Source organism: Catellatospora coxensis (genome assembly GCF_016862635.1).
GTDB lineage: Bacteria > Actinomycetota > Actinomycetes > Mycobacteriales > Micromonosporaceae > Catellatospora > Catellatospora coxensis.
This window is the reverse complement of record NZ_BONI01000087.1, coordinates 1-25,973: the sequence shown is the minus strand read 5'-3', so window position 1 is coordinate 25,973 and position 25,973 is coordinate 1. Positions and strand designations below refer to the sequence as shown.

Here is a 25,973-nt window from a genome sequence, read left to right as displayed (position 1 = left end):
CGGCCCGCATCGAGGCTGTGGGGTCAGTCGACGTTCGATCGCGAGGCGATCGGCGCGACCAGCGCGACGCCGAGCGCCGCGAATCCGATCTGGAAGAGGAGCTCCAGCCAGTCGACGCCGCCCGTGTTCGCCACGTCGAAGGCGCCGGCCACGAACGTGCCCAGCAGGGCCGCGACGACGCCGATGAGGATGGTCAGCCACAGCGCGATGGACTGCCGGCCCGGCAGGACCAGCCGACCGAGCACACCGATGACCAGACCGATGATGACGGCGGTGAAGATACCGGTGATTTCCACGGTGTTTTCCTTTCCCTGTCGTTGACACGGCGATGCCCGCACCGCGTCGACACCAAACCAACACCTGCTCAAGCGGCCGGAAATCGCGTGGCCGCACCGAGCGGCGGCGCGCACACTGCGGGGGTGGATCACGCTGCCGCCCGGCTGTACCGCTACCTCGGCCCGCCCGAACTGCTCGCGGCCGTCCGTCCCGGACACCTCGGCCGTCCGCTGGACTCGGCACCGGCGGTGCAGGCGTGGGCGGCGCAGGTCGGCGGCGAGCCTTTCACCTACGTCGTCGACGCGGCGGGCCGGCTGCTCGCGGCCGACCGGCGCAGCGAGCACGTCGCCTGCGCGGGCGGCCGTGACGTGCTGAGCGCGGGCGAGCTGTCGTTACGGCGCACGGCCACGGGCTGGGCCGTCGCCGAGGTCAGCAACCAGTCCACCGGGTACGCCCCCGAACCGGCGTCGTGGCCGGCGGTGGCCGCGGCGCTCGACCGCGCCGGGATCGCCCACCCGGACGGGTTCACCGCCGCGTTCGAGTTCCGCCGCTGCTCGGCCTGCGCGGAACTGAACCTGGTCAAGGACGGCGACTACACGTGCTGCCTGTGCGAGGCCGCCCTGCCCGAGCGGTGGCACGGCTGAGCCGGGCGCGGACGAGGACGGGCCCCGGCGCGAACGCCGGGGCCCGTCCTGTTCACATCGTCACCGACGTTCGCGGTCGGCGTAGTACGTGCCGACCTGATCGCGGTACAGCGATTCGTCGCGACGGTCCGGGTCGTACTCCGGAGCGTCCTTGATCTCGGCCTTCGAGCGGTTGACGAACACCTTCTCCTCGATCCAGTCGATGTTGTTCACGACTCCCGCGGGAAGCATCCGCTTGCTGCCGAAGATCCACGGACCGGTGTCGACCACGATGTAGCTGGAGCCGACGACCCCGGTCGCTTCATCGATCTTGCCGATACCGCCGTCGACGGCCTCGACGTGGAAACCGGCGATCGAGCGGTCGCCGCCCTCGTCGGTCGTCTTGTAGTCGAGGTCCGCGCTGTAGCTCCACGGGTCCCAGGGGATCGGGTTCATGGCAGTCATGTTCTCCTCCTCCTCGTTCGGACTGGTGCTGACGACGACCGCCTACCCGCTCCACGGCCCGGCTAACCCGCCCACCGCCGCCGATGATCACCCGACTTGCCCGGCACCTGGGCGAACGAGCGGTCAAGATACCCACGATTGCCAGGCAGGTCGGTGGATCACGGACGGCCGCTAGCAGCATATGGGTGGTATGCATAGTTCGTCCTCGGGCAGGGTACGAGCAGCGCATGGCACGAACCGAGCGCGTCATCGCGGCCTCGCCCGAACGCGTCTTCGCCGTCCTCGCCGACGGCTGGACGTACGCGGACTGGGTCGTCGGCACCGCGCACATCAGGGACGTCGACTCCTCCTGGCCCGCCCTCGGCAGCAGGCTGCACCACAAGGTCGGCCCCTGGCCGCTGTCGACCGCCGACGTCACCCACGTGGTGCGCTGCGAAGCGCCGTACCGGCTGGTGATGCGGGCGCGGATGTGGCCGCTCGGCGAGGCGGTCGCGGACTTCCGCCTGGTCCGCCTGGACGCGTCGTCGACACTGGTCACGCTCGTCGAGGACTTCACCCGCGGCCCGCTGCTCGCGGTCCGCAACAAGCTCAACGACCTGCTGCTGCACGGGCGCAACAAGGAGGCGCTGAACCGGCTGGCCGACTTCGCCGAGAACCGCGAGAACACCTACGACGCGCGGGCGCTGGCCGAGGTACGGCTGGAGCGCGTCGCCCGGCACTGACAGCCGGGGCGGGTCGCGATACCCGGATCCGCCCGGCAGGGTGCATCATCTGCACATGCCCCTCCCGCCGCCCAGGCAGCTGGACTACTACCTGCTCGCCGCCGACGAGTCCGCCCGCCCGGCGGCGGTCGTCGTCGAGGAGCTGGTGCTGCGCGACGACGGCACCGCCATCGGCGTCGACAACGTTTCCTGGACGGCGACCGGCGGCTCCTGGCAGTGCGCCCCGGCGCTCAGCCGGGACCTGCGGGCCGACGAGCGGCTGCGCGGGCGGGTGCGCGCGGTCGACGCGGGCACCGCCGAGACCGCGCTGCGCGAGCTCGGCGGCGGCGACCTGCCGGACGAAGTGTGGCTGCGAGCCCGTTTCGGCGACTTCCTGCCGCTGCCCTCGGCCCCGCTGCTGCGGCTCGGCCCGGCGCAGGCACCGCCCGGCTTCCGGGACCGGCACGTTTACCGGATCCTGTTCGCGGGCGACCTGGACCGGCACGGGCTGCAGTGCCTGCGGCTGTGGTGGCGGCTGGAGCCGGTCGAACCGGCCGCCGACCCGACCGGCCGCCTCGTCGGGCGCGCCCGCCGCGAGGTGGACGGGCACGAGCTGAGCTGGGAGCTGCGCCGGGTCGGGCCGGGCCTCGGCTGGGCCGTCGACCTGACCGCGTCCCTGCGCGACGGGCCCGCCACCGCGGTGCCCGCGCTGCTGCGCGACCTGCGGCAGCTGGCCCGCGCCCACGGCCTGATCCCGGTGGCCGTCGAGCGCCTCGGCTGAATCCGGAGCGCCGGCGCCGTCCGTCCGCCCCGGCGGCCTGGCGTGCCACAACGCCGGAACGAACCCGGCTGCGGTACGCGGGCGGCATTCTCCGTTGCGGGCCCGGTGGCCGGGGACCGATCATGGCCTGATGCCGTCCCCCGCGATCGCTGACGGCTCCCGGCGAACTTGCGGGCAGGCCCGGCCGGGCGGGTCCGCCGGTTTTCGGGGTCCTGAGCCGCAGAATCATCTCATGGCATACGGGGTGATTTCCGACGAAGCCTCCCACGAGCGACTGGCGGTACGAGTCGCCGGGGTCGTCCAGGGGGTGGGGTTCCGGCCGTTCGTGTACACCCTCGCGCAACGGCTGCACCTGCACGGACACGTCGGCAACGACACCGAGGGCGTGTTCATCGAGGCCGAGGGGCCGCGGTCGGCGCTGGACGCGTTCCTGTGCGCGCTGGACCTGGAACGCCCGCCGCTGTCCGTGATCGACTCGATGACCGCCGCACCGCTGCCGGTCACCGGCGCGCCCGGCTTCGCCGTCGTGCCCAGCGACGCGTCCGGCCCGCCCGCCGCGCAGGTCACCCCGGACGCCGCGACCTGCGAAGCCTGCCTGGCCGAGACCACCGGCGGGGGCGGCCGCCGGCAGGGGTACGCGTTCACGAACTGCACCCACTGCGGTCCCCGGTTCACGATCGTGCGCGACGTGCCCTACGACCGGCCGAACACGACCATGGCCGGGTTCGCCATGTGCGACGACTGCGCCGAGGAGTACGCCGACCCGGCCGACCGGCGCTTCCACGCCCAGCCCGTGTGCTGCCCGGCCTGCGGGCCGCGGCTCAGCCTGCTGAGCATGGACGGCAGCACGGTGCTCGCCGAGGGGGCCGACCCGGTCGCCGCGACGGCGCGGCTGCTGCGCGCCGGGGCCGTCGTCGCGATCAAAGGCCTGGGCGGATACCACCTGGCCGTCGACGCCACGCATCCCGAGGCCGCCGCCCGGCTGCGCGCCGCCAAGCACCGCGAGGACAAGCCGTTCGCGCTGATGGTGGCCGACCTCGCCGAGGCGGCCGGGATCGCTGAGGTGGAACCCGCCGCGGCGCGCCTGCTGCGCCACCCGGCCCGGCCGATCGTGCTGCTCCCCCGCCGCACCCGCCATCCGGCGCACCGGATCGCCGAGGCGGTCGCACCGGGCTGCCGCGAGCTGGGCGTGCTGCTGCCGTACATGCCGCTGCACCACCTGCTGCTCGCCACGATCGTCCGCCCGCTCGTGATGACCAGCGGCAACTCCTCCGACGAGCCGATCGCCTACCGCGACGACGACGCGATGGCCCGGCTGACCGGCATCGCCGACGTCGCGCTGACCCACGACCGGCCGATCCACCTGCGCACCGACGACTCGGTGGCGCGGGTGGTACGCGGCTCGCCGATGCTGCTGCGCCGCTCGCGCGGGTACGTGCCGCGGCCGGTACGGCTGCCGGTCAAGCTGCGCCGGCCGGTGCTCGGCTGCGGGGCCGCCCTGAAGAACACGTTCTGCCTGGCCCGGGGCGAGTTCGCGACGCTGTCGCACCACATCGGCGACCTGGCGAACGCGGCGACGCTGCGGTCGTACACCGAGGGCGTCGGGCATCTGGAGCGGCTGCTGGGGATCACGCCCGAACTGCTCGCGCACGACCTGCACCCGGACTACCCGTCGACGGCGTACGCGCAGGAGCGGGAGGGGGTCGAGCTGGTCGGGGTGCAGCACCATCACGCGCACATCGCGTCGTGCCTGGCCGAGCACGGGGAGCAGGAGGCGGTGATCGGGGTCGCCTTCGACGGGCTCGGTTACGGCGACGACGGCACGCTGTGGGGCGGCGAGATCCTGGTGGCGGATCTGGCGGCGTACACCCGGGCGGGTCATCTGGCCGCGGTGCCGATGCCCGGCGGCGCGGCGGCGGTGCGCGAACCCTGGCGGATGGCGCTGTCCTACCTGGACGCGCTCGGCGGCGAGCCGCCCGCGCTGCCGGTGGCGGCGCGGCACGCGGCGGCCTGGTCGCCGCTGCGCGACGCCGCGCGGGCGGGCGTGAACGCGCCGCTGACCTCCAGCGCGGGACGGCTCTTCGACGCGGTCGCGGCGCTGCTGGACCTGCGCGACGAGGTCACCTACGAGGGCCAGGCCGCCGTCGAGCTGGAGCAGGCGGCGCGGCGCGGCGAGGTCACGGGCTATCCGGCGGAGATCGCGGAGGACGCGGTGCTGTCGCTGAGCGGCGCCGACCTGGTCCGCGCGGTGCTCGCGGACCGGCTGGACGGGGTGCCGGTGCCGGAGATCGCCGCCCGGTTCCACGCCGGAGTCGCCGACCTGATCGTGAACGCGTGCCTACTGGTACGCGAGCGGCACGGCCTGCACACCGTGGCGCTGTCCGGCGGCGTCTTCCAGAACACGCTGCTGCTCGGCCGGACCCTGGACGGCCTGACCCTGTCCGGCTTCCAGGTGCTCACCCACCGCCAGGTCCCCCCGAACGACGGCGGCATCAGCCTCGGCCAGGTGGCCGTCGCCGGAGCCCGCGACCGCCGCTGACCTGCGCTCCCGGCCTCGCAGCGTGAGGAAGGGCACCTTCACATCGCTATGCGTTGTGGAAGGTGCCCTTCCTTGCTCTTGACCTTGCTTACTTCATGAGGCGCTGGACGCCGTCGAGGATGACGTCGAGGCCGAAGGCGAAGGCGTGGGCGGGGTCGGCGGAGGCCTGGTAGACCTGGCTGCTGGCCTCGCCGACGCGGCCGGCGACCGGAAAGTCGTGGCCGGCCATGACGCGCTCCAGGACGGGGGCGGTGGCGCGCCACCACTCCTGCTCGTCCAGGCCGGATTCGCGCTGGGCGCGGACCAGGCCGGCGTGGCTGCGGGCGACGCCTTCGACGTGGGTCAGCACGAGGGTGAGCACGGAGTCCATCTGCAGGTCGGTCAGGCCGATGCCGTCCAGCACCCGGAGCTCGGCCTCGTACTTGAGGACGGCGTTCGGGCCCAGGGTTGGGCGGCCGCCGGTGGCGTCGAGCAGCCACAGGTGGCGCAGGCCGACGTCCCAGTTGCGCTCGGCGACGTAGCGCAGGCCCTCCCGCCAGCCGCCGCGCCCGGACGGGTCGTCGACGCCGTTGTACAGCTCGCCGAGCACCGTGTCGACCATGAGGTCGTTGAGTTCGGCCTTGCCGGGCACGTGGGTGTAGAGCGACATGGTCCCGGAACCGATCTTGTCGGCGACCCGGCGCATGGTGGCCGCCTCCAGGCCCTCGGCGTCGGCGAGCTCGATCGCGGCGTCGACGATCGCGCGGACCGTCAGGCCCGACCGGCCGGGCCGGGTGTGCGAGCCCCACAGCAGCGCGAGACTGCGACCTGGGTCACTTTTGGCGCTCACGGGAACACTCCACCTCGCCTTATCAGTTGGCGTACGTCGTACGGTACAGGCTACGCTTGCGAGCCGCCCCCACGACCCGATCCCGGAGGTCTGCCCGTGACCACTGCTGACTACGGCTTCATCCAGGTACGCGGAGCCCGCGAGAACAACCTCAAGGACATCAGTCTCGACATCCCGAAGCGTAAGATCACACTCTTCACGGGCGTGTCCGGTTCGGGCAAGTCGTCGCTGGTGTTCGACACCATCGCCGCCGAGTCGCAGCGTCTGATCAACGAGACCTACACGGCGTTCCTGCAGTCGCTGCTGCCCGGCTACGGCCAGCCGGACGTGGACTCGCTGGAGAACCTGTCCGCCGCGATCATCGTCGACCAGAAGCGCCTGGGCGGGAACTCCCGGTCCACGGTCGGCACGGTCACCGACGCGTACTCGATGCTCCGGCTGATCTTCGCCCGGCTCGGCTCGCCCGCGGTGGCCAACCCGGGGGTGCTGTCGTTCAACGACCCCGGCGGCATGTGCCCGGACTGCGAGGGCCTCGGCGACGTCGCCGCGATCGACGAGGACGCCATCGTCGAGCGCGACAAATCGCTCAACGAGGGAGCGATCCTGCTGTCCGGCTTCAACGTGGACAGCTGGTTCTGGGCGATCATCACGCAGTCCGGCTTCTTCGACAACGACAAGAAGCTGCGCGACTACACCGCCGACGAGTGGCACCGGCTGATGTACCTGCCCGAGGCGAAGGTCAAGCTGGCCACCCCGGCGGGCAGCATGAACTCCACGTACGAGGGCCTGGTGCCCAAGTTCAAGCGCCTTTACCTGACCAAGCAGACCGAGACCACGGCCCCGCACATCCGGGCCGCGATCGAGCGCATCGCCACCCGTTCGGCCTGCCCGGCCTGCGGCGGAGCCCGGCTCAACGCCGCCGCGCTGGCCTGCCGGATCGACGGCCGCAACATCGCCGAGTGCGCCGCGATGGAGGTCGCCGACCTCGCCGGATTCATCCGCGGCGTCGACGCGCCCACCCTGGCCCCGATGCTGAACTCGCTGGCCGCCCGGCTCGACAACCTGACCCACATCGGGCTCGGCTACCTCAGCCTCAACCGGCCCAGCGCCACCCTGTCCGGCGGCGAGTCGCAGCGGGTGAAGATGGTCCGCCACCTCGGCTCCAGCCTCACCGACATGACGTACGTGTTCGACGAGCCGAGCGTCGGGCTGCACCCGCACGACGTGCACCGCCTCAACGAGCTGCTGGTACGCCTGCGCGACAAGGGCAACACCGTGCTCGTCGTCGAGCACCGGCCCTCGGTCATCGCCATCGCCGACCACGTGGTGGACATGGGCCCGCGCGCCGGCCGCGACGGCGGGCAGGTCGTCTACGCCGGGGACCTGGCCGGGCTGGCCGCCTCCGGCACGCTCACCGGCGAGCACCTCAGCCGCCACCAGGCACTGAAGCCGACCGTGCGTACCGCCACCGGCAAGCTGGTCATCAAGGACGCGGCGCTGCACAACCTCAAGGACGTCACCGCGTCCATCCCGCAGGGTGTGCTGACCGTGGTCACCGGTGTGGCCGGGTCCGGCAAGAGCCCGCTCATCCAGGGCTGCCTGCCCCGGCACCACCCGGACGCGATCTTCATCGACCAGCGGCCGATCCGCGGCTCGAAGCGCTCCACCCCGGCCACCTACACCGGGGTGCTCGACCCGATCCGCAAGGCGTTCGCCAAGGCCAACGGCGTCAACGCGGCCCTGTTCAGCGCCAACTCCAAGGGCGCCTGCCCGCAGTGCCAGGGCATCGGCCTGCTGTACACCGACCTGGCCTTCATGGACCCGGTGGTGAGCACCTGCGAGGCCTGCGACGGCCGGCGCTTCCTGCCCGAGGTCCTGGAGCACACCCTGCGCGGCCAGAACATCAGCGACGTCCTGCGCATGCAGATCACCGAGGCGGCGTCGTTCTTCACCGAGAAGGCCATCAAGCCGACGATGACCGCCCTGGTCGACGTCGGCCTGGGCTACCTCACCCTGGGCCAGTCCCTGGACACCCTGTCCGGCGGCGAGCGCCAGCGCCTCAAACTCGCCACCGAACTGGGCAACTCGTCACGCATCTACGTGCTCGACGAGCCCACCACGGGCCTGCACATGAACGACGTCGACAACCTGATCGGCCTGCTCGACCGCCTCGTCGACGGCGGCAGCACGGTCATCGTCATCGAGCACAACCTCGACGTCATCTCCCGCGCCGACTGGATCATCGACATGGGCCCCGGCGCGGGCCACGACGGCGGCCGGATCGTCTTCGCGGGCACACCCCACGACCTGCTCACCGACGCCCACTCCCTGACTGCCACCCACCTCCGCACCCACCTCAGCTGATCAGCTGAAAGGCGAAGGAAGGGCACCTTCATAACGGACGTCCGTGTAGAAGGTGCCCTTCCTTTCGCGGTCAGGGCTGCGGCTGGGTGGGGGGCTCGGGAGGAGGAGGTTCCTCGGCGGGCGCGGTCGGTTCTGCCACAGCGACCGCGGGCACCGGGGCGGCGGGCAGGGCCATGGTCACGCGGCTGTGGCCGAGGTGGGCCGCCGCGGCGGCTTCGTGGTACGCGTCGAGTTCGGCGAGGAACTCCTCGGAGCGGTACAGGGTGCCGTCCACCACCGGACCCGACCGTCCTTCGAGGACGGCGACGACGTCGTCGCCGGTGAGGGTCTTGTGGGTCTCCAGGGCGTGGGCCAGGGCGAGCACGTCGCGGCGGTGCTGTGCGAGCAGTTCCGCCGTGCGGGCGAGCAGGTCGCCGAGCATGTCCTCGATCCGGTCGGCCAGGGCGTGGCGTACCTCGGCCTCGGTGTCCTGGCCCTTCTTGCGCCGGCCGCCCTGGCCGCCGCCGGGCGCGCCGACCTCCAGGCGCTTGGCGGTGGAGTACGACGACACGGTGCCGCCCATGCCCCAGAAGCCCTCCATGAACGACGCGACCGTCGTCGCCGACTCCAGGTCGCCGGAGACGCCGGACGAGCTGTCCCCGCCGAAGAACATGCGCTCCCCCGCGAGCGAGGCCAGCGACACGCAGATGTCGGCCTCGTACTCGGTGCGCCAGCGGGTGAACTGGTCCTCGGGCGGGATGCTGGCCACCATGCCGAGGTAGTCGCTGCCCTTCTCGATGGTGGCGATGTCGATCTCCATGTGGTGCCGGGTCCGGTACGCGATCACGGCGTGGCAGGCCTCGTGCACCGCGACGGCGTGCCGTTCCCGCTCGATGTACTCGACGTCCTCGGGCGGCCCGAGTTCCTTGAGCTGCTTGGCCCGCATCACGTCGCGCCAGGCGATGACCTCGCGCCCGTCCCGGATCGCGGTGATCAGCGCCTCGTTGATCAGGTCCTTGATGGTCGCGCCGGTGGCGTACGGCGTGATCGTCGCGAGCTTGTCGATCTCGGCGGCGGTCAGCTCGTGGCGCACCTTGCCCAGATAGCCCTCGTAGGTGCGGACCCGGCCGGCCTTGCTCGGGTAGCCGACCTTGTAGATACGGTCGATGCGCCCCGGCCGCAGCAGCGCCTCGTCGAGCGCCTCCGGCAGGTTGGTCGCCATCATCACCAGGATGCGGTACCGCGGCGGCGGCTTCGGGCGCATGCCCAGCGCGCGGCGCACGAACCGGTTGACGAAGCCGCGCGGCTTCTTCAGCCCGGACAGCTCGGTGAGCAGGGCCTGCAAGGTGCCCATACCCCCACCGTTGTTCATGCCCGCGCCCATCACGAACCGGCTGCGCCGCACCGGCGCGGGAGCCGGCTCGGCCGCGGACTGCCTGGCCAGCCGCCACTGCGTCGCCGGGGACAGCCAGCCGAAGCCGTGGCAGCCGGGGCCGGTGGCGAACGCCGGGGTCATGCCGCGCGGGAAACCGGGGCCGCCCTGGGCGAGCTGGCCGCGGCTGCCGAGCGAGTCGGCCTCGTCGAAGAACACGATCACGCCGCCGTACCGCAGCGCCAGCTTGCGCAGCTTGCGGAACAGCGACTTCACCTTGAGGATGCCGACGCCCATGAACATGTTGGTGAACGCGCCGGGGTCGACGAATACGTACGGCTTGCCGGTCTCCCCCGCCACCGCCTCCGCCATCAGCGTCTTGCCGGTGCCCGGCGGGCCCCACAGCAGCAGGCCGGACGGCACGTAGCCGCCCTTGGCCTCGATCGCGTCGGGCTGCTCCAGGAAGACGATGTTCTCCCGCACCCGGGCCAGCACGTGGTCCTGGCCCCACACGTCGGTGAACCGGGTCTTGATGTCGTCGGGGTAGTACACCTCGACGCCGCCCCGGGACAGGAACCAGAAGATGGCCACGAACTGCATGACGACGACGAACAGCAGGAACACCATCTGCAGCACGAACGGCATCAGCGCCCACAGGATCGCCGGGGCCTGGAACAGGGCCAGCACCGGCGAGGTGTCCAGCACCGCGCCCGCCACGAAGGCGAACACCACGATCCAGAACACCCACTTGAGGATCCGGGCCAGCCGGAACCTGGTCCAGTCGGACAGCCGCCGCCGGGACAGCCGCTCGAAGCCGCCGAACACCCGGTGGCTCCAGAACCGGTGGTATCCGGCCCAGTGCTCGCTGACCAGGAAGTGCACCTGGCGCAGCAGCTCGACCCCGGCCAGGATCAGCAGCCAGCGCGATTCCACCAGGTGGATGCGCGTCGCCTCGATGAACGGCATGCCGCCCGGGAAATCGGCCATCTCCGCCCACACCAGCACCAGCCAGGCGACGGCGAACAGGAACAGGAACTTGATCCGGTCCCAGAACGGCAGCTTCTTGCGCTTGCGCCGCTCCTCGACCCGCGCGGGCTCGCCCGGCGGGCGCAGGCCCTCGACCGGCTCGGCAGACACGTCGCTCATGGCTCGCTCGCTCATGCCACGCTCCTCACCGTGAAGGACTGCACCAGCACGTCGAGTTCCGCCGCCCGCGCGCGGTAGCACGAGGCCGAGCAGCGCACGATGAACTGGTACAGCCGCCGCCCGGCGTCGTCGACGTAGACGGTCTGGTCGAACGTCTGCAGCGAGCCGCCGCCGGGGCTGTAGTTGAAGACCGAGCGCACCCCGCGGACCGAGCCGTCGGCCGGCAGGATCTCGTCGGAGACCAGCTCGAAGCCCTGGAACACCGGGTTCTGCGCGTTGTCCGCGCGGGCCGAGTCGGTGACCGGGAGCAGCAGGTCACGGGCCCCGTTCAGGGAAACCGCGTTGATCTCGTTCTCGGACAGCCGGCGCACCATCGCGTACACGAATGGCTCGTCGCCGGTGCCGAGGAACAGGTGCAGCGGCTGCGGGACGATCGACGCGTCGTAGCCGACCGACCAGATCCGCTCCCGCCGCGCCGCCGCGGCCACCGAGTCGGGGTCCTCGCCGGACAGCATCCAGTCCATCGCCTCATGCTCGATGCGCTGCCAGCCGTGCGGGACCTTGAAGTAAACGCCGTCGTCGGCGTTCTTGACGTAGTCGAACTCCGGCGCGCCGCACCCGCCCAGCACGAGCGCCACCGTCGTGAGGAGGGCGGCCAGCGCCGCCCGCTTTCCCACTGCCTGCCGCCTGTCCGCCATGACTCGCCCCCACCGCCGTCGGGCTGTCCTGTAAGGAGTATGGCGGCGGCGTGTCGGCGATCAGAATGGCTGCCCAGTCGGCAATGTCGGCCGCACAACCGATGGCGCGATCGACATATGTGCCTAATTATCTTCCTGGCGTGCCGGGTCCTTACGGTCAGGTGAGGTTGGGGCGCAGCCAGCGTTCGGCGTCGGCGAGCTCGGCGCCGCGCCGGTCGGCGTAATCCGCCAGCTGGTCGCGGCCGATGCGGCCGACGGTGAAGTAGCGCGAGTCCGGGTGCGCGAGCAGGAGGCCGCTGACGGCCGCCGCCGGGGTCATCGCGTACGACTCGGTCAGGCCCATGCCGATCTTCTCCGCGCCGAGCAGGTCGAACAGCTCCCGCTTGAGGGTGTGGTCGGGCGTGGCCGGGTAGCCGAACGCGGGCCGGATGCCCCGGAAACGCTCGGCGTGCAGGTCCTCGATCGCCGGGTCGGCGTCGGGCTCGTACCAGTCGCGCCGCGCCTGCAGGTGCAGGTGCTCGGCGAACGCCTCGGCGAGCCGGTCGGCCAGCGCCTTGACCATGATGGCCCGGTAGTCGTCGTGCTCGGCCTCGTACTTCGCGGCCAGCTCGTCCGCGCCGTGGATGGCGACGGCGAACCCGCCGAGGTGGTCGCCGGCCGGGGCGAGGTAGTCGGACAGGCAGCGGTTGGGCCGCCCGGCGGGCTTGACGGTCTGCTGGCGCAGCATCGGCATCCGGCCTTCGCCCTCGATGACGATGTCGTCGCCCTCGGCGTGGGCGGGCCAGAAGCCGTACACGCCCTGCGCGCGCAGCGAGCCGTCCGCGATGATCTGGTCGAGCATCGCGTTCGCGTCGTCGAACAGCTCCCGGGCCTGCGGCCGCTCCAGGATCGCCGGGTACTTGCCCTTGAGCTCCCAGGCCAGGAACAGGAACTGCCAGTCGATCATCTCGCGCAGCTCGGCCAGGCTCGGCGTCACCTCGCGCAGGCCGGTGAAGGCGGGCACGGGCAGCGCGGTGAAGTCGGGCCGCTCGGCGTTGGCGCGGGCCTCGGCCAGGGTCAGCAGCGGCTGGCGGGTCTTGTTGGCGTGCTCGTCGCGCAGCCGCGCCTGCTCGGCCCGGTTGTGCTCGGCCAGCTCCTCGGCCTTGGCGGGGTCGAGGAGCTGCGACACGACGCCGACGACGCGGGAGGCGTCGAGCACGTGCACGGTCGCCGACTCGTACGCCGGGGCGATGCGCACCGCCGTGTGCTGCCGGGACGTGGTGGCCCCGCCGATCAGCAGCGGCAGCTTCAGCCCGCGCCGCTGCATCTCCTGCGCGACCGAGACCATCTCGTCCAGCGACGGGGTGATCAGCCCGGACAGGCCGATCACGTCCGCGCCCTCGGCGACCGCGGTGTCCAGGATCTTCGCCGCGGGCACCATCACGCCGAGGTCGATGACCTCGTAGTTGTTGCAGCCGAGCACCACGCCGACGATGTTCTTGCCGATGTCGTGCACATCGCCCTTGACCGTGGCGAGCACGACCTTGCCCTGGCCACGCTGGGTCTCGACCTTGCCCTCGCGGCGGGCCTGCTCCTTCTCGGCCTCCATGTACGGCTCCAGGTAGGCCACCGCGCGCTTCATCACCCGGGCGCTCTTGACCACCTGCGGCAGGAACATCTTGCCCGAGCCGAACAGGTCGCCGACGACCTTCATGCCGTCCATCAGCGGGCCCTCGATGACCTCCAGCGGCCGGGCGGCCGACTGCCGGGCCTGCTCGGTGTCCTCCTCGATGAAGTCCACGATGCCGTGGACCAGCGCGTGCGACAGCCGCTGCGCGACCGGGGCCTCCCGCCACGACAGGTCGGCGACGCGCTTGGTCGCCTCGCCGCTGACGGTGCCCGCGTACGCGACGAGCCGGTCGGTGGCATCGGGACGGCGGTCGAAGAGCACGTCCTCGACGAGGTCACGCAGCTCGGTCGGGATGTCCTCGTACACCGCGAGCTGGCCCGCGTTCACGATGCCCATGTCCAGGCCCGCACGCACCGCGTGCAGCAGGAACGCCGAGTGCATCGCCTCGCGGACCACGTCGTTGCCGCGGAACGAGAACGACAGGTTGGAGATGCCGCCGCTGGTGCGCGCCCCGGGGCAGCGCGCCTTGATCAGCGGCAGCGCGTCGATGAACGCCTTGGCGTAGCCGTTGTGCTCGGCGATGCCGGTGGCCACGGCCAGCACGTTCGGGTCGAAGACGATGTCCTCGGCGGCGAAGCCGGCCTGCTGCGTCAGCAGGTCGTACGCCCGCCCGCAGATCTCGACCTTGCGCTCGACGGTGTCGGCCTGGCCCTGCTCGTCGAAGGCCATCACCACCACGCCCGCGCCGTAGCCCTGGATGCGCCGGGCCTGGTCGAGGAAGACCTCCTCGCCCTCCTTGAGGCTGATCGAGTTGACCACGCCCTTGCCCTGCACGCACTTGAGGCCGGCTTCGAGCACGGACCACTTCGAGCTGTCCACCATGATCGGGATGCGGGCCACCTCGGGCTCGGTCGCGATCAGGTTGAGGAACGTGGTCATCGCCAGCTCGCTGTCGAGCAGGTCGGCGTCCATGTTCACGTCGAGCAGGTTGGCCCCGCCGCGCACCTGGTCCAGCGCCACGGCGACGGCGCCCTGGTGGTCGTCGGCCTCGATGAGGCGGCGGAACTTCGCCGAGCCGGTCACGTTGGTGCGCTCGCCGATCATGACGAAGCCGGTGTCCGGGCCGATCGCGAACGGCTCCAGGCCGCTGAACCGGGTCGCCTTCGGCAGCTGCGGCACCTCGCGCGGCGGCAGGCCCTTGACGGCTGCCGCGACCTGCGCGATGTGCTCGGGCGTGGTGCCGCAGCAGCCGCCCGCGATGTTGACCAGGCCCGCGGTCGCGAACTCGCCGAGCAGCGCGCCGGTCTCCTCCGGCGTCTGGTCGTAGCCGCCGAACGCGTTGGGCAGGCCCGCGTTGGGGTGGCTGGCGACGTAGACCCCGGCGAGGCGGGACAGCTCCTCGACGTGCGGGCGCATCTCGGTCGCGCCCAGCGAGCAGTTCACGCCGACGGCCAGCGGATTCGCCCGCTCGATCGAACGCCAGAACGCCTCGACGGTCTGCCCGGACAGGGTGCGGCCGGACAGGTCGACGATGGTCACCGAGATCCACAGCGGCAGCTCGGGCGCGACCGCGCGGGCCGCGGCGATGGCGGCCTTGGCGTTCAGGGTGTCGAAGATCGTCTCGATGAGCAGGATGTCCACGCCGCCCTCGGCGAGCGCTGCGATCTGCTCGGCGTACGTGTCGAAGACCTGGTCGTAGGAGACGGTCCGGTAGGACGGGTCGTCCACGCGCGGGGACAGCGACAGGGTGACGTTGAGCGGGCCGACCGAGCCGGCCACGAAGCGCCCGCCGAACTCGTCGGCGGCCTGCCGGGCCAGCTGCGCGCCGCGCAGGTTCATCTCGCGCGCGTACGCCTGCAGGCCGTAGTCGGACTGCGCGATGCCGGTCGCGGTGAAGGTGTTCGTGGAGGTGATGTCCGCGCCCGCGGCGAGGTAGCGCCGGTGCACGTCGAGGATCAGGTCGGGCCGGGTCAGGATGAGCACGTCCGGGTTGCCGGTGACGTCCTGCGGGTGGTCGCCGAAGCGGTCGCCGCGGTAGTCCTCGGGCGTCAGGCGGGCGTTCTGCAGCATGGTGCCCCACGCGCCGTCGAGCACCACGATCCGCTCGTCGAGCAGCTTGCGCAGCTCCTGCACGCGGGTGGCGGGGGAAGAAGACCGGCTCAACGCGAACACCTCCGAAAGAACTCTCGGAGGCGCCCTTGCAACGGTGGATCCAGCCGAGCGTGGCGGGCTGTGCCCGTTGCAGCGCCTCTCGACCTGAACACGAAGTTTACCGTCCGCGCTCCGCGCCCGCGATCACGGCACCGCCCGCGTCCCGGTCTGCGGGACGCGGACGGCCGTTCGCCCTCGATCATCCGACTTGCCAGGCACCTGGGCGTATCTTGATCGGCAATTCGCCCACCTGCCAGGCAAGTCCGACGATCTTGAACGCCGTCCCACGATGCGGAAGAACGCCTCCGGCGAGCACAACACCGCCGGAGGCGTTCCTCGTTCCCGGTCAGGCGAGCGGGCGCAGGGCGTCCACCAGCGCGGTGGTGGGGCGACCGGCCAGGCGGGACAGGTCTCCGGTGGTCAGAGCGAGCGCGCCGTCGGCGATGTCACGGTCCACGGCCACCAGGAATCCGGCCGTACCGGCGTCGAGGCCCGCCTCGGTGAGCAGCTTCAGGTGCTCGTCGGACGAGACGCGCCGGTAGACCACGTCGCGGCCGAGCACGGTCGCGAACGCGGCGGCCAGCTCGTCGAAGTCCCAGGCGCGGTCACCGGACAGCTCGTAGACCGCGCCCTCGTGGCCGTCGCCGGTCAGCGCGGCGGCGGTGGCGGCGGCGTAGTCGGCGCGCGTCGCGCTGGCGACCCGGCCGTCGCCGGCGCTGGACAGCACCACACCGGCGGCGCGCGCCTGGACCAGCGCGGGCGCGTAGTTCTCGGTGTACCAGCCGTTGCGCAGGAGGGTGAACGGCAGGCCCGAGGCGCGGATCGCCCGCTCGGTCGCGACATGGTCGGGCGCGACCGGGAGCGGGGAGTCGGCCGCGTTCAGGACGCTGGTGTACGCCAGGCGGGCCACCCCGGCGGCCCTGGCGGCCGCGATCACGGCCTGGTGCTGGGCGACCCGCCGGCCGACCTCGCTGCCCGAGACCAGCAGCAGGGTGTCGCCCTCGGTCAGCGCCGCCGGCAGGCTCGCCGGGTCGTCGTAGTCGAAGCGGGCGACCCGTACGCCACGGGCGGCGAGGTCGGCGAGCCGGCTCTCGTCGCGCGCCCCGGCCACGATCTGCTCGGCCGGAACGCCCCGGTCCAGCAGCGCGGCCACCACGAGCCGCCCGAGCTGCCCGGTGGCCCCACTGATCACGATCGACATGTTCTCTCCCACACGGCATGGCGGCGCCGGGCACAGTCACCCAGGCCGCGAAGGGTCTTCACAAAACGGGGACAGCTCCCCGGTTGCCTCCGACCGTAGCACAAGCGGGGACCGATCCCCATTTCGCTATGCTGGACGGCATGGCCACCCACGCCCCCCGCGCCGACGCCGAGCGCAACCGCCGCCGGCTGATCGAGGCGGCGCTGGCCGCGTTCAGCGAGCGCGGGCTGGACGCCCCGCTCGATGAGATCGCGCGCCGGGCGGCGCTGGGCAACGCCACGCTCTACCGGCACTTCCCCACCCGCCGGGACCTGATCTCCGCCGTGTACGCCGAGACGCTCGACGAGATCGTCCTGACCGCCGAACACGCCGCGTACCAGCCGGACGCCTGGACGGCCTTCCACGACCACCTGGTCTACCTGTGCGGGGTGCAGTCGCGGTGCCGGGCGACGTCCGACCTGCTCACCGCCGCCGTGTCCGGCGTGCCGGGGCTCGACGCGCTGCACGACCGCGCATACCAGGGGCTGCAGCGGCTCATCGAGCGCGCGCAGGCGGCCGGCGAGCTGCGCGCGGACTTCCGGCACGAGGACGTGGTGCTGATCCTGATGGCGAACGCCGGGCTGATCGAGCGCACCGCCGAGGCGGCGCCGGACGCGTGGCGGCGGCAGCTCGCGTACACCCTCGACGGGTTGCGCGCCCCCGGCCGTACGCCCGCGCCGCCGAGCCCCGGCGTGGACCGGGTGGTGGACGCCATGCGCGAGCGCGGACGGCGCTTCAGCGGCGATTCGGTGCGGTGACGTCACTCTCCGTGTCCGCATGGCTTGCCGGGGACATCGACGGTCGCCGAAATGATTTCGGCACATTCCGAAAGCGTTGCGGGCGCAGGTGATACGGCATGGCCGAATTTGCCTGTATGCATGCCGTTGACATCGATCAGACCCTCTGTCTGAATAGACCGAAAGCGTTTTAGATCGTCTTCGGTCGATCGCTCGGTGGCAGCTCACCGCCTGCCGCGTACCACACGCACGGTGACGGTTTCACCGTGCCCGCTTCCCGTTTCCGCCGATGCGCGTCGCCCGGACGCGCTCGCCGAAAGGACGCAGATGCACCCCTCCCCCACCCGCCGCCGATGGCCGGTCATCGTGGTGACCCTGCTGGCCCTCAGCGCCGCCGCCCCCGCCTCGGCCGCCCCGGCCGGCGCGCAGGACGGCGCCGCCCCGGCCGTCCAAGCCGGCATGGTCTACACCGGACTGGCCGCCGAGCGCACCGGCGCGTGCGCCGGCATGTACCGCGTCGTCGGCATCACCTCCACGATGTGCACGCACGGCCCCGACCCGGCCCCGGCCGGGCTGTCGGTCAGCCGCTCCATCGCGCCGCTGCAGGCGCAGGCCGCCGCCCCGTCCGCGCTCGCGGTCTGCGAGGGCGACGGCACGTCCGGCCGCCGCGTCGAGGTGCTGTACGTACGCGGCAGCACCAGCCGCTACAGCCAGTACCTGGAGACGTTCCGGCAGCTCGCCGAGCAGGTCGACGTCATCTTCAACGAGAGCGCCAAGGCCACCGGCGGCGAGCGGCACGTCCGCTACGTGACCGAGAGCGTCAACGGCGCGTGCCGCCCGGTCGTGCGCGACGTGCAGATCCCGGACTCGGCGCTCAACGCCAACGACTGGGCCCCGCTGCTCAACGCTGTCAAGGCGGCCGGCTACGCCCGCACCGACCGCAAGTACCTGCAGTTCGTCGACGCGAACATCTACTGCGGCATCGGCGGCTTCGCCGGGGACACCCGCAAGAGCGACGCCAACCGGTCCAACACCGGTCCGGAGTACGCCCGCGCCGACAACGGCTGCTGGACCGCCGGGGTCGCCGCGCACGAGCTCGGGCACACGCTCGGCGCGGTGAACAACAACGCCCCCAACGCCTCCGGCGCCGCGCACTGCGTCGACGAGTACGACGTCATGTGCTACAAGGACGGCCCGAACGTGGTGCTGCGCTACTCGTGCCCCAGCCAGGCTCTGGACCAGCGGCTGGACTGCAACCACGACGACTACTACCACACCAACCCGCCCGCGGGCAGCTACCTGGCGACGTACTACAACGTCGCCGACAACCTGTTCCTGATCAAGGGCGGCGGCACGAACCCGCCACCGGTCACCAACCTCGCCCTGTCCGCGACGGCCGGCGCCTCCTACACGTCATCCTGGGAGAGCGTCCTGGCGATCAACGACGGCATCGACCCGCCGTCCTCGAACGACACCGTCAACCGCCGCTGGGGCACCTGGCCCAACACCGGCCAGCAGTGGGCGCAACTGACCTGGTCCACGGCCCAGACGGTACGCGTCGCCGACGTCTACTTCTTCGACGACAACGGCGGCGTACGTGTACCCGCCTCGTGGGGCCTCCAGTACTGGAACGGCACCGCGTACGTCGCCGTCGCGGGCGCCAGCGGCTACCCCGTAGCCCTCAACCAGTACAACCGCGTGACCTTCACCTCCGTCAGCACCACCCGCCTACGCGTCGTCCTCAACAGCGGCCAAGGCTCCGTAGGCCTCCTCGAAGTAAAAGTCACCGCCTGATGGAAAGGAAGGGCACCTTCTTAACGCTATTGGTGCGGAGGGTGCCCTTCCTTACCACTCGGGGGTTCTGAGCAGGGAGGATGCGGGTGCGAGCGAAGGTTCACGGGCGGGCCGGGTGGCTTCGCCCCGTCGAGCCGCGTAGCCCGGCCGAGTCACGTCGGCTGGTCGAGTCACGTGGCCCGGTCGAGTCGCGTGGCCCGGTCGAGTCGCGTGACCCGGTCGGGTGGCGGCACTCGATCGCGGTGCGTCGGCTGGTCGCGGCGGTGGCCATGGTGGCCGCGACCGTAGGGGTCGCGCTCGGGTACGCCGATCCGGCGGCCGCGCACCGGGGTGTGCTGCCCACGCTGCATCACGACGGGCGCGGGTCGGTGTGGCTCACCCTGGCCTGGGACGACGGCCATCCCGTCGACCAGCCGGGGCTGGCGATGCTGTCGGCGAGCAGCGACACGGGCGCGACGGTGCCGGTCACGGCACTGCGGCCGCTGCCCCACGACCCGGCCTCGCTGCCCCTGCCTGGTGCGCTGGCCGCAGGTGAGTGGACGGTGACCGTGGACGTCGCGGCGCCGGGAGTCGCCTACTGCACCGCGCGGGTACAGGTCGCCACGGACGGGGTGCCGCAGACGATCTCCTGTGCTGTGCCCGCTGATCCGGGCGCGACGACGGCCGCGGCCGGCCGGTCCGGCGACGGACCGCCGTTCGGGCTGCTCGCGGCGCTGCTGGCGGGACTGGCCGCAGTGGCGGTCGGCGTCATCGGCCTGACGCGGTCGCGCGGACGTCGCGGTGTGCCGCCGACGCGTGGCCCCGATAGACGCTGGCCTATCCCGGCGAAAAAGGCGCGATCAAAGTCAACGAGATAGGCCAACGTCGATGACTGGCCGGGGCGGCGGGTGGACGCGGTGGTGCGCTCCGTCGGGCACGCGGGTTACATAAGCAACTTCTATAAGTGCGTGATATGTTGGCGAGGTGGCGACGACACCGGCTCCGCCGTCAGCGGACACCGCCCGGCATGACCTGGCACTGACCATCCAGCGGCTGTTCGCCGCGCTGCGGCGGCTGAGCCCGCCCGGCATCAGTCTCAGCGCCGCCGCGACCCTCGCCACCCTGGAGCGCGAGGGGCCGCGGCGGCTCACCGACCTGGCGGTACGCGAGGGCGTCACCCAACCCGCGATGACCCAGATCGTCACCCGGCTGGAACGCGACGCGCTCGCCGCCCGCACCGCCGACCCGGCCGACCGCCGCGTCGTCCTCGTGGAGATCACCCAGGCCGGGCGCGACCTGCTCCGCCACCGCCGCGACGTACGCGCCGAACGCGTCGCCGCGCTCCTGGCCCAGCTCGACGCCGCCGACCGCGCCGCCATCGAGGCGGCGCTGCCCGCGCTCGGCCGCCTCGCCGACCACGCGGCCACGGCCTGACTCCCACCCCGTCCTGACCCCGGCAACGGCCGCCCAGGTCACGACGCACCCGGCGACACCGACCGGCCCGAAGCCCCGGCCCGGAGACCGAAACCGACCCGCCGGCCATCGACGCCCGAGCAGCACCGGCAACCGCCGCACCCCGTTCCGACAGCCGAAGGCGCGCCTCATGAACAGCCACGAGTCCCGCTACAAGTGGGTCGCCCTGTCCAACACCACGCTCGGCATGCTGATCGCGACGATCAACTCGTCGATCGTGCTGATCTCCCTCCCGGCGATCTTCAACGGCGTGGGCCTCAACCCGCTGCAGCCCGGCAACGTCGGCTACCTGCTGTGGATGCTGATGGGCTACATGCTGGTGACGGCCGTGCTGGTGGTCACCCTGGGCAGGCTGGGCGACATCTACGGCCGGGTACGCATCTACAACCTCGGCTTCGCGATCTTCGCGGTCACCTCGGTGGTGCTCGCCCTGGACCCGTTCACCGGCGGCGCGGGCGCGCTCTGGCTGATCGGCTGGCGGGTGGTGCAGGCCGTCGGCGGCGCGATGCTGATGGCGAACTCCGCCGCGATCATCACCGACGCGTTCCCGGCCCGCCAGCGCGGCACGGCGCTGGGCATCAACGTGGTGGCCGCCATCGCGGGCTCGTTCATCGGCCTGGTGCTGGGCGGGCTGCTGGCCGAGTGGAACTGGCGCTCGATCTTCTGGGTCAACGTGCCGATCGCGGCGGCCGGCACCGTGTGGGCGTACCGCTCGCTGCGCGACAACGGCGAGCGCCGCCCCGGCCGCATCGACTGGTGGGGCAACATCACCTTCGCCGCGGGCCTGACCATGCTGCTGGCGGCGATCACGTACGGCATCCAGCCGTACGGCGGCCACCCCATGGGCTGGACCAACCCGTGGATCATCGCCGGGCTGGCCGGCGGCGCGGTGCTGCTGGCGCTGTTCGGCCTGGTCGAGACCCGGGTCGCCGAGCCGATGTTCCCGCTGCACCTGTTCCGCGTCGCGGCGTTCACCGGCGGCAACGTGGCCAGCCTGCTGGGCTCGATCGCCCGGGGCGGCCTGCAGTTCATGCTGATCATCTGGTTGCAGGGCATCTGGCTGCCGCTGCACGGCTACGACTACGCGGCGACGCCGCTGTGGGCGGGCATCTACCTGCTGCCGCTGACCGTCGGCTTCCTGGCCGCCGGGCCGCTGTCCGGGGCGCTGTCGGACCGCTTCGGGCCGAGGCGGTTCGCGGCGGGCGGCCTGCTGCTGATGTCGGCGTCGTTCGCCGCGCTGCTGCTGGTGCCGACCGATTTCCACTACGGCGTGTTCGCCGCGCTGGTGTTCCTCAACGGCTTCGGCGGCGGCCTGTTCTCCGCGCCGAACACCTCGCTGATCATGTCCAGCGTGCCGGCGCACCTGCGCGGCGTCGCCTCGGGTATGCGGGCCACGTTCCAGAACGCGGGCATGGTGCTGTCGATCGGCGTGTTCTTCTCGCTGATGGTGGCGGGGCTGGCCCGCTCGCTGCCGACGGCGCTGGACGCGGGGCTCACCGCCCAGGGGGTGCCGGCCGGGGCCGCGCACGCCGTTTCGCAGCTGCCGCCGGTCGGCACCCTGTTCGCCGCGTTCCTGGGCTACAACCCGATCCAGGAGCTGCTCGGCCCGCAGGTGCTCGGCGCGCTGCCCGCCGCGAACGCCGCCGCGCTGACCGACCGCCAGTTCTTCCCCGACCTGATCTCCGGCCCGTTCCACGACGGGCTGGTCATCGTGTTCTGGCTGGCCATCGTGATGGGCGTGCTCGGGGCAGCGGCCTCGCTGGCCGGGCCGCGCCGCCGGGCGGCCGCCGGGGAGCCGGACGCCGAGGAGGTCCTCGACGAGCTGTACGGCGCGCAGCCGCTGAACCCGGTGCCCGTCACCGAGCCCGCACACCGCTGACCCGACGGACCGGCCGATTGGCTCGCCGAGCCCGCAGGACCGTTTCGTCGGGCGGTGATCCACGCCGGCGTTATCGCCCGGCAGGTGCGGTCCGGCCCGAGCCCGCGCAGCCCGCTCAGCCGGAGGCGAACGTGGAGCAGGGCAGCCGCCGCCGCGTCCCACACGGACGGTTGCTCGTGGTGGGCCGATCGGCGCTTATCCCGGGCCGCCCACCGGCCTACCGTGTGGGCATGACGGCGTACCGCAACGTGCCCGGGGCGGCGCGGGCCGCGGCGCTCCTGCTGGCGCTCGCACTCCCCACGGCGTGCGGCCTGCCGCTGGACTCGCCCGGACCCGCGCCGAGCTGCGCCGCACCCATCCGCTGCGTGGCCGTCGGCGGCCTGGCCACCACCGTGGCGTTCAGTCCGGACGGCGCCCGGTATGCCGTGGGCGGCTTCGGGGCGCTGCACGTGTTCGACACCGCCACCGGCGCGACCGTCGCCACGATGCCGGTACGCGACTTCGAACCGATCTCCCACCTGGTGTTCAGCCCCGACGGCAGCCGGCTCGCGACGCCCGTCGAGGGCGGCGTACGGCTGTGGGACGCCGCCACCGGCCGGCCCGCCGGCACCCTGACCGGGCACGCCCGCATCCCCATGGACCTGGCCTTCAGCCCCGACGGCACGCTGCTCGCCGGGGCGGGCCACAACGGCGTGATCCGGCTGTGGAGCGTCGGCGGCAACCGCACCGTCGCCGTGCTGACCGGGCACAGCGAGTGGGTGGGCGCGGTCGCGTTCAGCCCCGACGGGGCCACCCTGGCCTCGGCGGGCAAGGACGGCGTGATCCGCCTGTGGCAGGTGGCCACCGGCCGGCTGACCGCGTCGCTGACCGGGCACGACGGGGCGGTGCAGGATCTGGCGTTCGCGCCGGGCGGCCGGCTGCTGGCCAGCGGCGGTGACGACGGCACGGTGCGGATCTGGGACGTCGCGGGCGGGGCGGCGCCGTACGTGCTGTCCGGGCACGACGGGGTGGTGCACGCGGTGGCGTACAGCGCGGACGGGGCGACCGTGGCCAGCGGTGGCTGGGACGGCACGGTGCGGTTGTGGCGGCTGTCCGACCACGCGCAGGCCGCGCTGCTGCCCGGCTGGATCCGCGACGCGGACGGCCGGATGGGCGCGGTCTCCGGCGTCGCCGTCAGCCCCGACGGGCACACCGTCGCGATCGCCGACGGCGCCGACCGCGTCCGCCTCTGGCCGGTCTGACCGGCCCACCCCTGCACAACTCTTAAAGACTTGGGCCCTCCCGCGCGTGCGGTGGGCCCAAGTCTTTAAGAGTTGCGGCAAAGGGGACGGCGGCGGCCGGGAGGTGGCACGCCGGGGAGCCCCGCTCGGCTCCCCGGCGTGAGTCACGGGGTGGGACAACCCGGGCGCGCCGCCTTTCCACGTGCGGCGCGCCCGGCCCCCACCGACATCAAACGAGCCCGTTGCGCCCGATGACGCCGGCAAACCAGCGGGCACTGTCCTTCGGAGTGCGCCGCTGGGTGTCGTAGTCGACATGCACGATGCCGAAGCGTTTGTCGTAACCGTATGCCCACTCGTAATTGTCCAACAGCGACCACGCAAGATATCCACGCATGTCGGCTCCCTCGGACAGGGCCGCGTGCACGGCCCGCAGGTGGCCGTCGAGGAACGCGACGCGGTCGGTGTCGGCGACCCGGTCCCCGTCGAGCACGTCGTGGTAGGCCGCGCCGTTCTCGGTGATCATCATCGGGGTGCCGGGGTAGTCCGTGGCCAGCCGCATCAGCAGCTCGTACAGCGCGGTCGCGTCCACCGGCCAGCCCATCGCGGTGACCGGCAGGTCCTGCTGCACGTACTCGCAGCCCTCGCTGCCCGGGTTGGCCGGGCCGCAGTCGACGCCGACCCCGGCCCGCACCCGCGACGGCTGGTAGAAGTTCACCCCGAGCAGGTCGATCGGCGACGCGATCACGCCCTCGTCCCCGGCGAGGATCTGCCGGTCGACGCCGAAGCGGGCGAACAGCGCCCGCATGTCCTGCGGGTAGCCGCCGCGCAGGGTCGAATCCAGGAAGATCCGGTTGTGCAGCCCGTCGATGTGCCGCACCGCGGCGAGGTCGTGCGGGTCGTTCGCGTCGACCGGGCGTACGCAGGCCAGGTTGAGCGTCAGCGACACCTCGCGGGCCCCGCCCGCCCGCAGCGCCTGCACCGCCAGCCCGTGCCCGAGCAGCAGGTGGTGCACCGCCGACAGCGCGGCGGCCGGGTCCTGGCGGCCCGGGGCGTGGTCGCCGCTGCCGTAGCCGAGGAACGCCGAGCACCACGGCTCGTTCAGCGTGGTCCAGGTGCGCACCCGGTCCCCGAGCCGGGCGATCGTCGCGGCGGCCAGGTCGGCGAGGTAGTAGCTGGTGTCCCGGTTGGTCCAGCCGCCCCGGTCCTCGAGGACCTGCGGCAGGTCCCAGTGGTACAGGGTGACCATCGGGTCGATGCCCTTGTCGAGCAGCTCGTCCACGAGCCGGTCGTAGAAGTCCAGGCCGCGCGAGTTGACCGGGCCGGAGCCGTCGGGTTTGATGCGCGGCCAGGCGACCGAGAACCGGTAGGTCCCGAGCCCGAGCTGCTTCATCAGGGCGACGTCTTCGCGGTAGCGGTGGTAGTGGTCGCAGGCGACGTCACCGGAGTGCCCCTGGAAGACCTTTCCCGGGGTACGGGCGTAGGTGTCCCAGATGGAGGGCGTGCGGCCGTCCTCGGCGGCGGCTCCCTCGATCTGGTACGACGCCGTGGCCGCCCCCCAGCGGAAACCCTCGGGGAACCGGAGCCCGGACAGCTCCTCCAGCCGGTCGGGTGCTACTGCGGTCACGACTTCACCGCTCCCTGCATGATTCCTCCGATGATGTACTTGCCGAGCAGCGCGAACACGACCAGCAGCGGCACGGTGGCGATGGCCGTGCCGGTCAGCGACAGCGAGTAGTCCTGGATGTAGCCGCTGGCCAGGGTGGACAGGGCGGTCTGCACTGTCGGGTCCTCGGGGGTGAGGACCACGAGCGGCCAGAAGAAGTCGTTCCAGGCCCCCATGAACGTGAGCATGCCGAGCACCGCCGCGGCCGGTTTCGACGCGGGCAGGACCACGTGCCAGAAGATGCGGAACGTGTGGCAGCCGTCGACGCGGGCGGCCTCGATCAGCTCGCTGGGCACGGCCTCGCGCAGGAACTGGGTCATGAAGAAGACGCCGAACGCGGTGACCAGGCCGGGCGCGACGACGGCGTACATGGTGCCGGTCCACTCGATCTTGGCCATGAGCAGGTAGAGCGGGATGATGCCGAGCTGCGTCGGGACCATCATGGTGGCGATGAC

At 72.0% G+C, this 25,973-nt stretch carries 20 protein-coding genes; 11 read left to right on the top strand and 9 right to left on the bottom strand.

The annotated features are described in order from the left end of the window. Nucleotides 1–23 precede the first annotated feature (23 nt). Nucleotides 24–296, bottom strand: a complete 273-nt coding sequence (locus Cco03nite_RS35345; protein ID WP_203698303.1) for a GlsB/YeaQ/YmgE family stress response membrane protein — start codon at nucleotides 294–296, stop codon at nucleotides 24–26. 123 nt (nucleotides 297–419) lie between these two features. Here Cco03nite_RS35345 and Cco03nite_RS35340 point away from each other — a divergent pair, with 123 nt between their 5' ends. Beyond that, on the top strand, nucleotides 420–920 hold the full coding sequence (locus Cco03nite_RS35340; RefSeq protein ID WP_203698302.1) for a hypothetical protein: 501 nt from the start codon (nucleotides 420–422) through the stop codon (nucleotides 918–920). 60 nt (nucleotides 921–980) lie between these two features. Here Cco03nite_RS35340 and Cco03nite_RS35335 read toward each other — a convergent pair whose 3' ends face one another. Continuing rightward, nucleotides 981–1,364 carry a PRC-barrel domain containing protein gene (locus tag Cco03nite_RS35335; RefSeq protein ID WP_239167922.1) on the bottom strand — a complete coding sequence of 128 codons (384 nt, stop codon included), beginning with the start codon at nucleotides 1,362–1,364 and terminating at the stop codon, nucleotides 981–983. 227 nt (nucleotides 1,365–1,591) lie between these two features. Between Cco03nite_RS35335 and Cco03nite_RS35330 the strand changes: the two genes are divergently transcribed. The 3 genes from Cco03nite_RS35330 (at nucleotide 1,592) to hypF (ending at nucleotide 5,385) form a co-directional block, all read left to right on the top strand. Continuing rightward, the gene (locus Cco03nite_RS35330; RefSeq protein WP_203698301.1) at nucleotides 1,592–2,086 is read left to right on the top strand and encodes an SRPBCC family protein; all 495 of its coding nucleotides are present in this window, start codon (nucleotides 1,592–1,594) and stop codon (nucleotides 2,084–2,086) included. A 55-nt stretch (nucleotides 2,087–2,141) separates the two neighbouring features. Then, nucleotides 2,142–2,846, top strand: coding sequence for a hypothetical protein (locus tag Cco03nite_RS35325; protein WP_203698300.1), 705 nt, complete (start codon nucleotides 2,142–2,144; stop codon nucleotides 2,844–2,846). A 232-nt stretch (nucleotides 2,847–3,078) separates the two neighbouring features. After that, nucleotides 3,079–5,385 (top strand): carbamoyltransferase HypF, encoded by a 2,307-nt coding sequence (gene hypF, locus Cco03nite_RS35320; RefSeq protein WP_203698299.1) that lies wholly within the window; start codon nucleotides 3,079–3,081, stop codon nucleotides 5,383–5,385. An 88-nt stretch (nucleotides 5,386–5,473) separates the two neighbouring features. Here hypF and Cco03nite_RS35315 read toward each other — a convergent pair whose 3' ends face one another. Further along, a complete protein-coding gene (locus Cco03nite_RS35315) occupies nucleotides 5,474–6,214 on the bottom strand; it encodes a TetR/AcrR family transcriptional regulator (RefSeq protein ID WP_203698298.1) in 741 nt (246 codons plus the stop codon). A gap of 96 nt (nucleotides 6,215–6,310) precedes the next feature. Here Cco03nite_RS35315 and Cco03nite_RS35310 point away from each other — a divergent pair, with 96 nt between their 5' ends. Then, nucleotides 6,311–8,578: an ATP-binding cassette domain-containing protein gene (locus Cco03nite_RS35310; RefSeq protein ID WP_239167921.1), complete on the top strand. Its 2,268-nt coding sequence runs from the start codon at nucleotides 6,311–6,313 to the stop codon at nucleotides 8,576–8,578. Between the two features lie 70 nt (nucleotides 8,579–8,648). Here Cco03nite_RS35310 and Cco03nite_RS35305 read toward each other — a convergent pair whose 3' ends face one another. From Cco03nite_RS35305 to Cco03nite_RS35290, 4 genes are all read right to left on the bottom strand, one after another. Next, nucleotides 8,649–11,090 (bottom strand): AAA family ATPase, encoded by a 2,442-nt coding sequence (locus tag Cco03nite_RS35305; protein WP_239167920.1) that lies wholly within the window; start codon nucleotides 11,088–11,090, stop codon nucleotides 8,649–8,651. Next, nucleotides 11,087–11,752: a hypothetical protein gene (locus Cco03nite_RS35300; RefSeq protein ID WP_239167919.1), complete on the bottom strand. Its 666-nt coding sequence runs from the start codon at nucleotides 11,750–11,752 to the stop codon at nucleotides 11,087–11,089. Before Cco03nite_RS35300 ends, Cco03nite_RS35305 begins: the two co-directional genes overlap by 4 nt. A gap of 178 nt (nucleotides 11,753–11,930) precedes the next feature. Further along, on the bottom strand, nucleotides 11,931–15,545 hold the full coding sequence (gene metH / locus Cco03nite_RS35295) for a methionine synthase (protein WP_239167918.1): 3,615 nt from the start codon (nucleotides 15,543–15,545) through the stop codon (nucleotides 11,931–11,933). 334 nt (nucleotides 15,546–15,879) lie between these two features. Next, the gene (locus Cco03nite_RS35290) at nucleotides 15,880–16,734 is read right to left on the bottom strand and encodes an NmrA family NAD(P)-binding protein (protein ID WP_203698296.1); all 855 of its coding nucleotides are present in this window, start codon (nucleotides 16,732–16,734) and stop codon (nucleotides 15,880–15,882) included. 140 nt (nucleotides 16,735–16,874) lie between these two features. Between Cco03nite_RS35290 and Cco03nite_RS35285 the strand changes: the two genes are divergently transcribed. From Cco03nite_RS35285 to Cco03nite_RS35260, 6 genes are all read left to right on the top strand, one after another. Beyond that, complete coding sequence (locus Cco03nite_RS35285) at nucleotides 16,875–17,531, top strand: TetR/AcrR family transcriptional regulator (RefSeq protein WP_203698294.1); 657 nt, start codon at nucleotides 16,875–16,877, stop codon at nucleotides 17,529–17,531. A 306-nt stretch (nucleotides 17,532–17,837) separates the two neighbouring features. Then, nucleotides 17,838–19,304 (top strand): hypothetical protein, encoded by a 1,467-nt coding sequence (locus Cco03nite_RS42655; RefSeq protein ID WP_239167917.1) that lies wholly within the window; start codon nucleotides 17,838–17,840, stop codon nucleotides 19,302–19,304. Between the two features lie 86 nt (nucleotides 19,305–19,390). After that, nucleotides 19,391–20,161, top strand: a complete 771-nt coding sequence (locus tag Cco03nite_RS35275) for a hypothetical protein (RefSeq protein ID WP_203698292.1) — start codon at nucleotides 19,391–19,393, stop codon at nucleotides 20,159–20,161. Nucleotides 20,162–20,267: 106 nt separating this feature from the next. Further along, nucleotides 20,268–20,717, top strand: a complete 450-nt coding sequence (locus tag Cco03nite_RS35270; RefSeq protein ID WP_239167916.1) for a MarR family transcriptional regulator — start codon at nucleotides 20,268–20,270, stop codon at nucleotides 20,715–20,717. A gap of 169 nt (nucleotides 20,718–20,886) precedes the next feature. Further along, a complete protein-coding gene (locus Cco03nite_RS35265) occupies nucleotides 20,887–22,635 on the top strand; it encodes an MFS transporter (RefSeq protein ID WP_203698290.1) in 1,749 nt (582 codons plus the stop codon). A 230-nt stretch (nucleotides 22,636–22,865) separates the two neighbouring features. Then, the gene (locus tag Cco03nite_RS35260; RefSeq protein WP_203698288.1) at nucleotides 22,866–23,876 is read left to right on the top strand and encodes a WD40 repeat domain-containing protein; all 1,011 of its coding nucleotides are present in this window, start codon (nucleotides 22,866–22,868) and stop codon (nucleotides 23,874–23,876) included. Between the two features lie 208 nt (nucleotides 23,877–24,084). On the opposite strand, the gene Cco03nite_RS35255 is transcribed toward Cco03nite_RS35260, so the two are convergent. After that, nucleotides 24,085–25,446: a GH1 family beta-glucosidase gene (locus Cco03nite_RS35255; protein ID WP_203698324.1), complete on the bottom strand. Its 1,362-nt coding sequence runs from the start codon at nucleotides 25,444–25,446 to the stop codon at nucleotides 24,085–24,087. A 29-nt stretch (nucleotides 25,447–25,475) separates the two neighbouring features. Continuing rightward, nucleotides 25,476–25,973: carbohydrate ABC transporter permease (locus tag Cco03nite_RS35250; RefSeq protein WP_203698286.1), on the bottom strand; the 498-nt coding region annotated here is incomplete at its 5' end.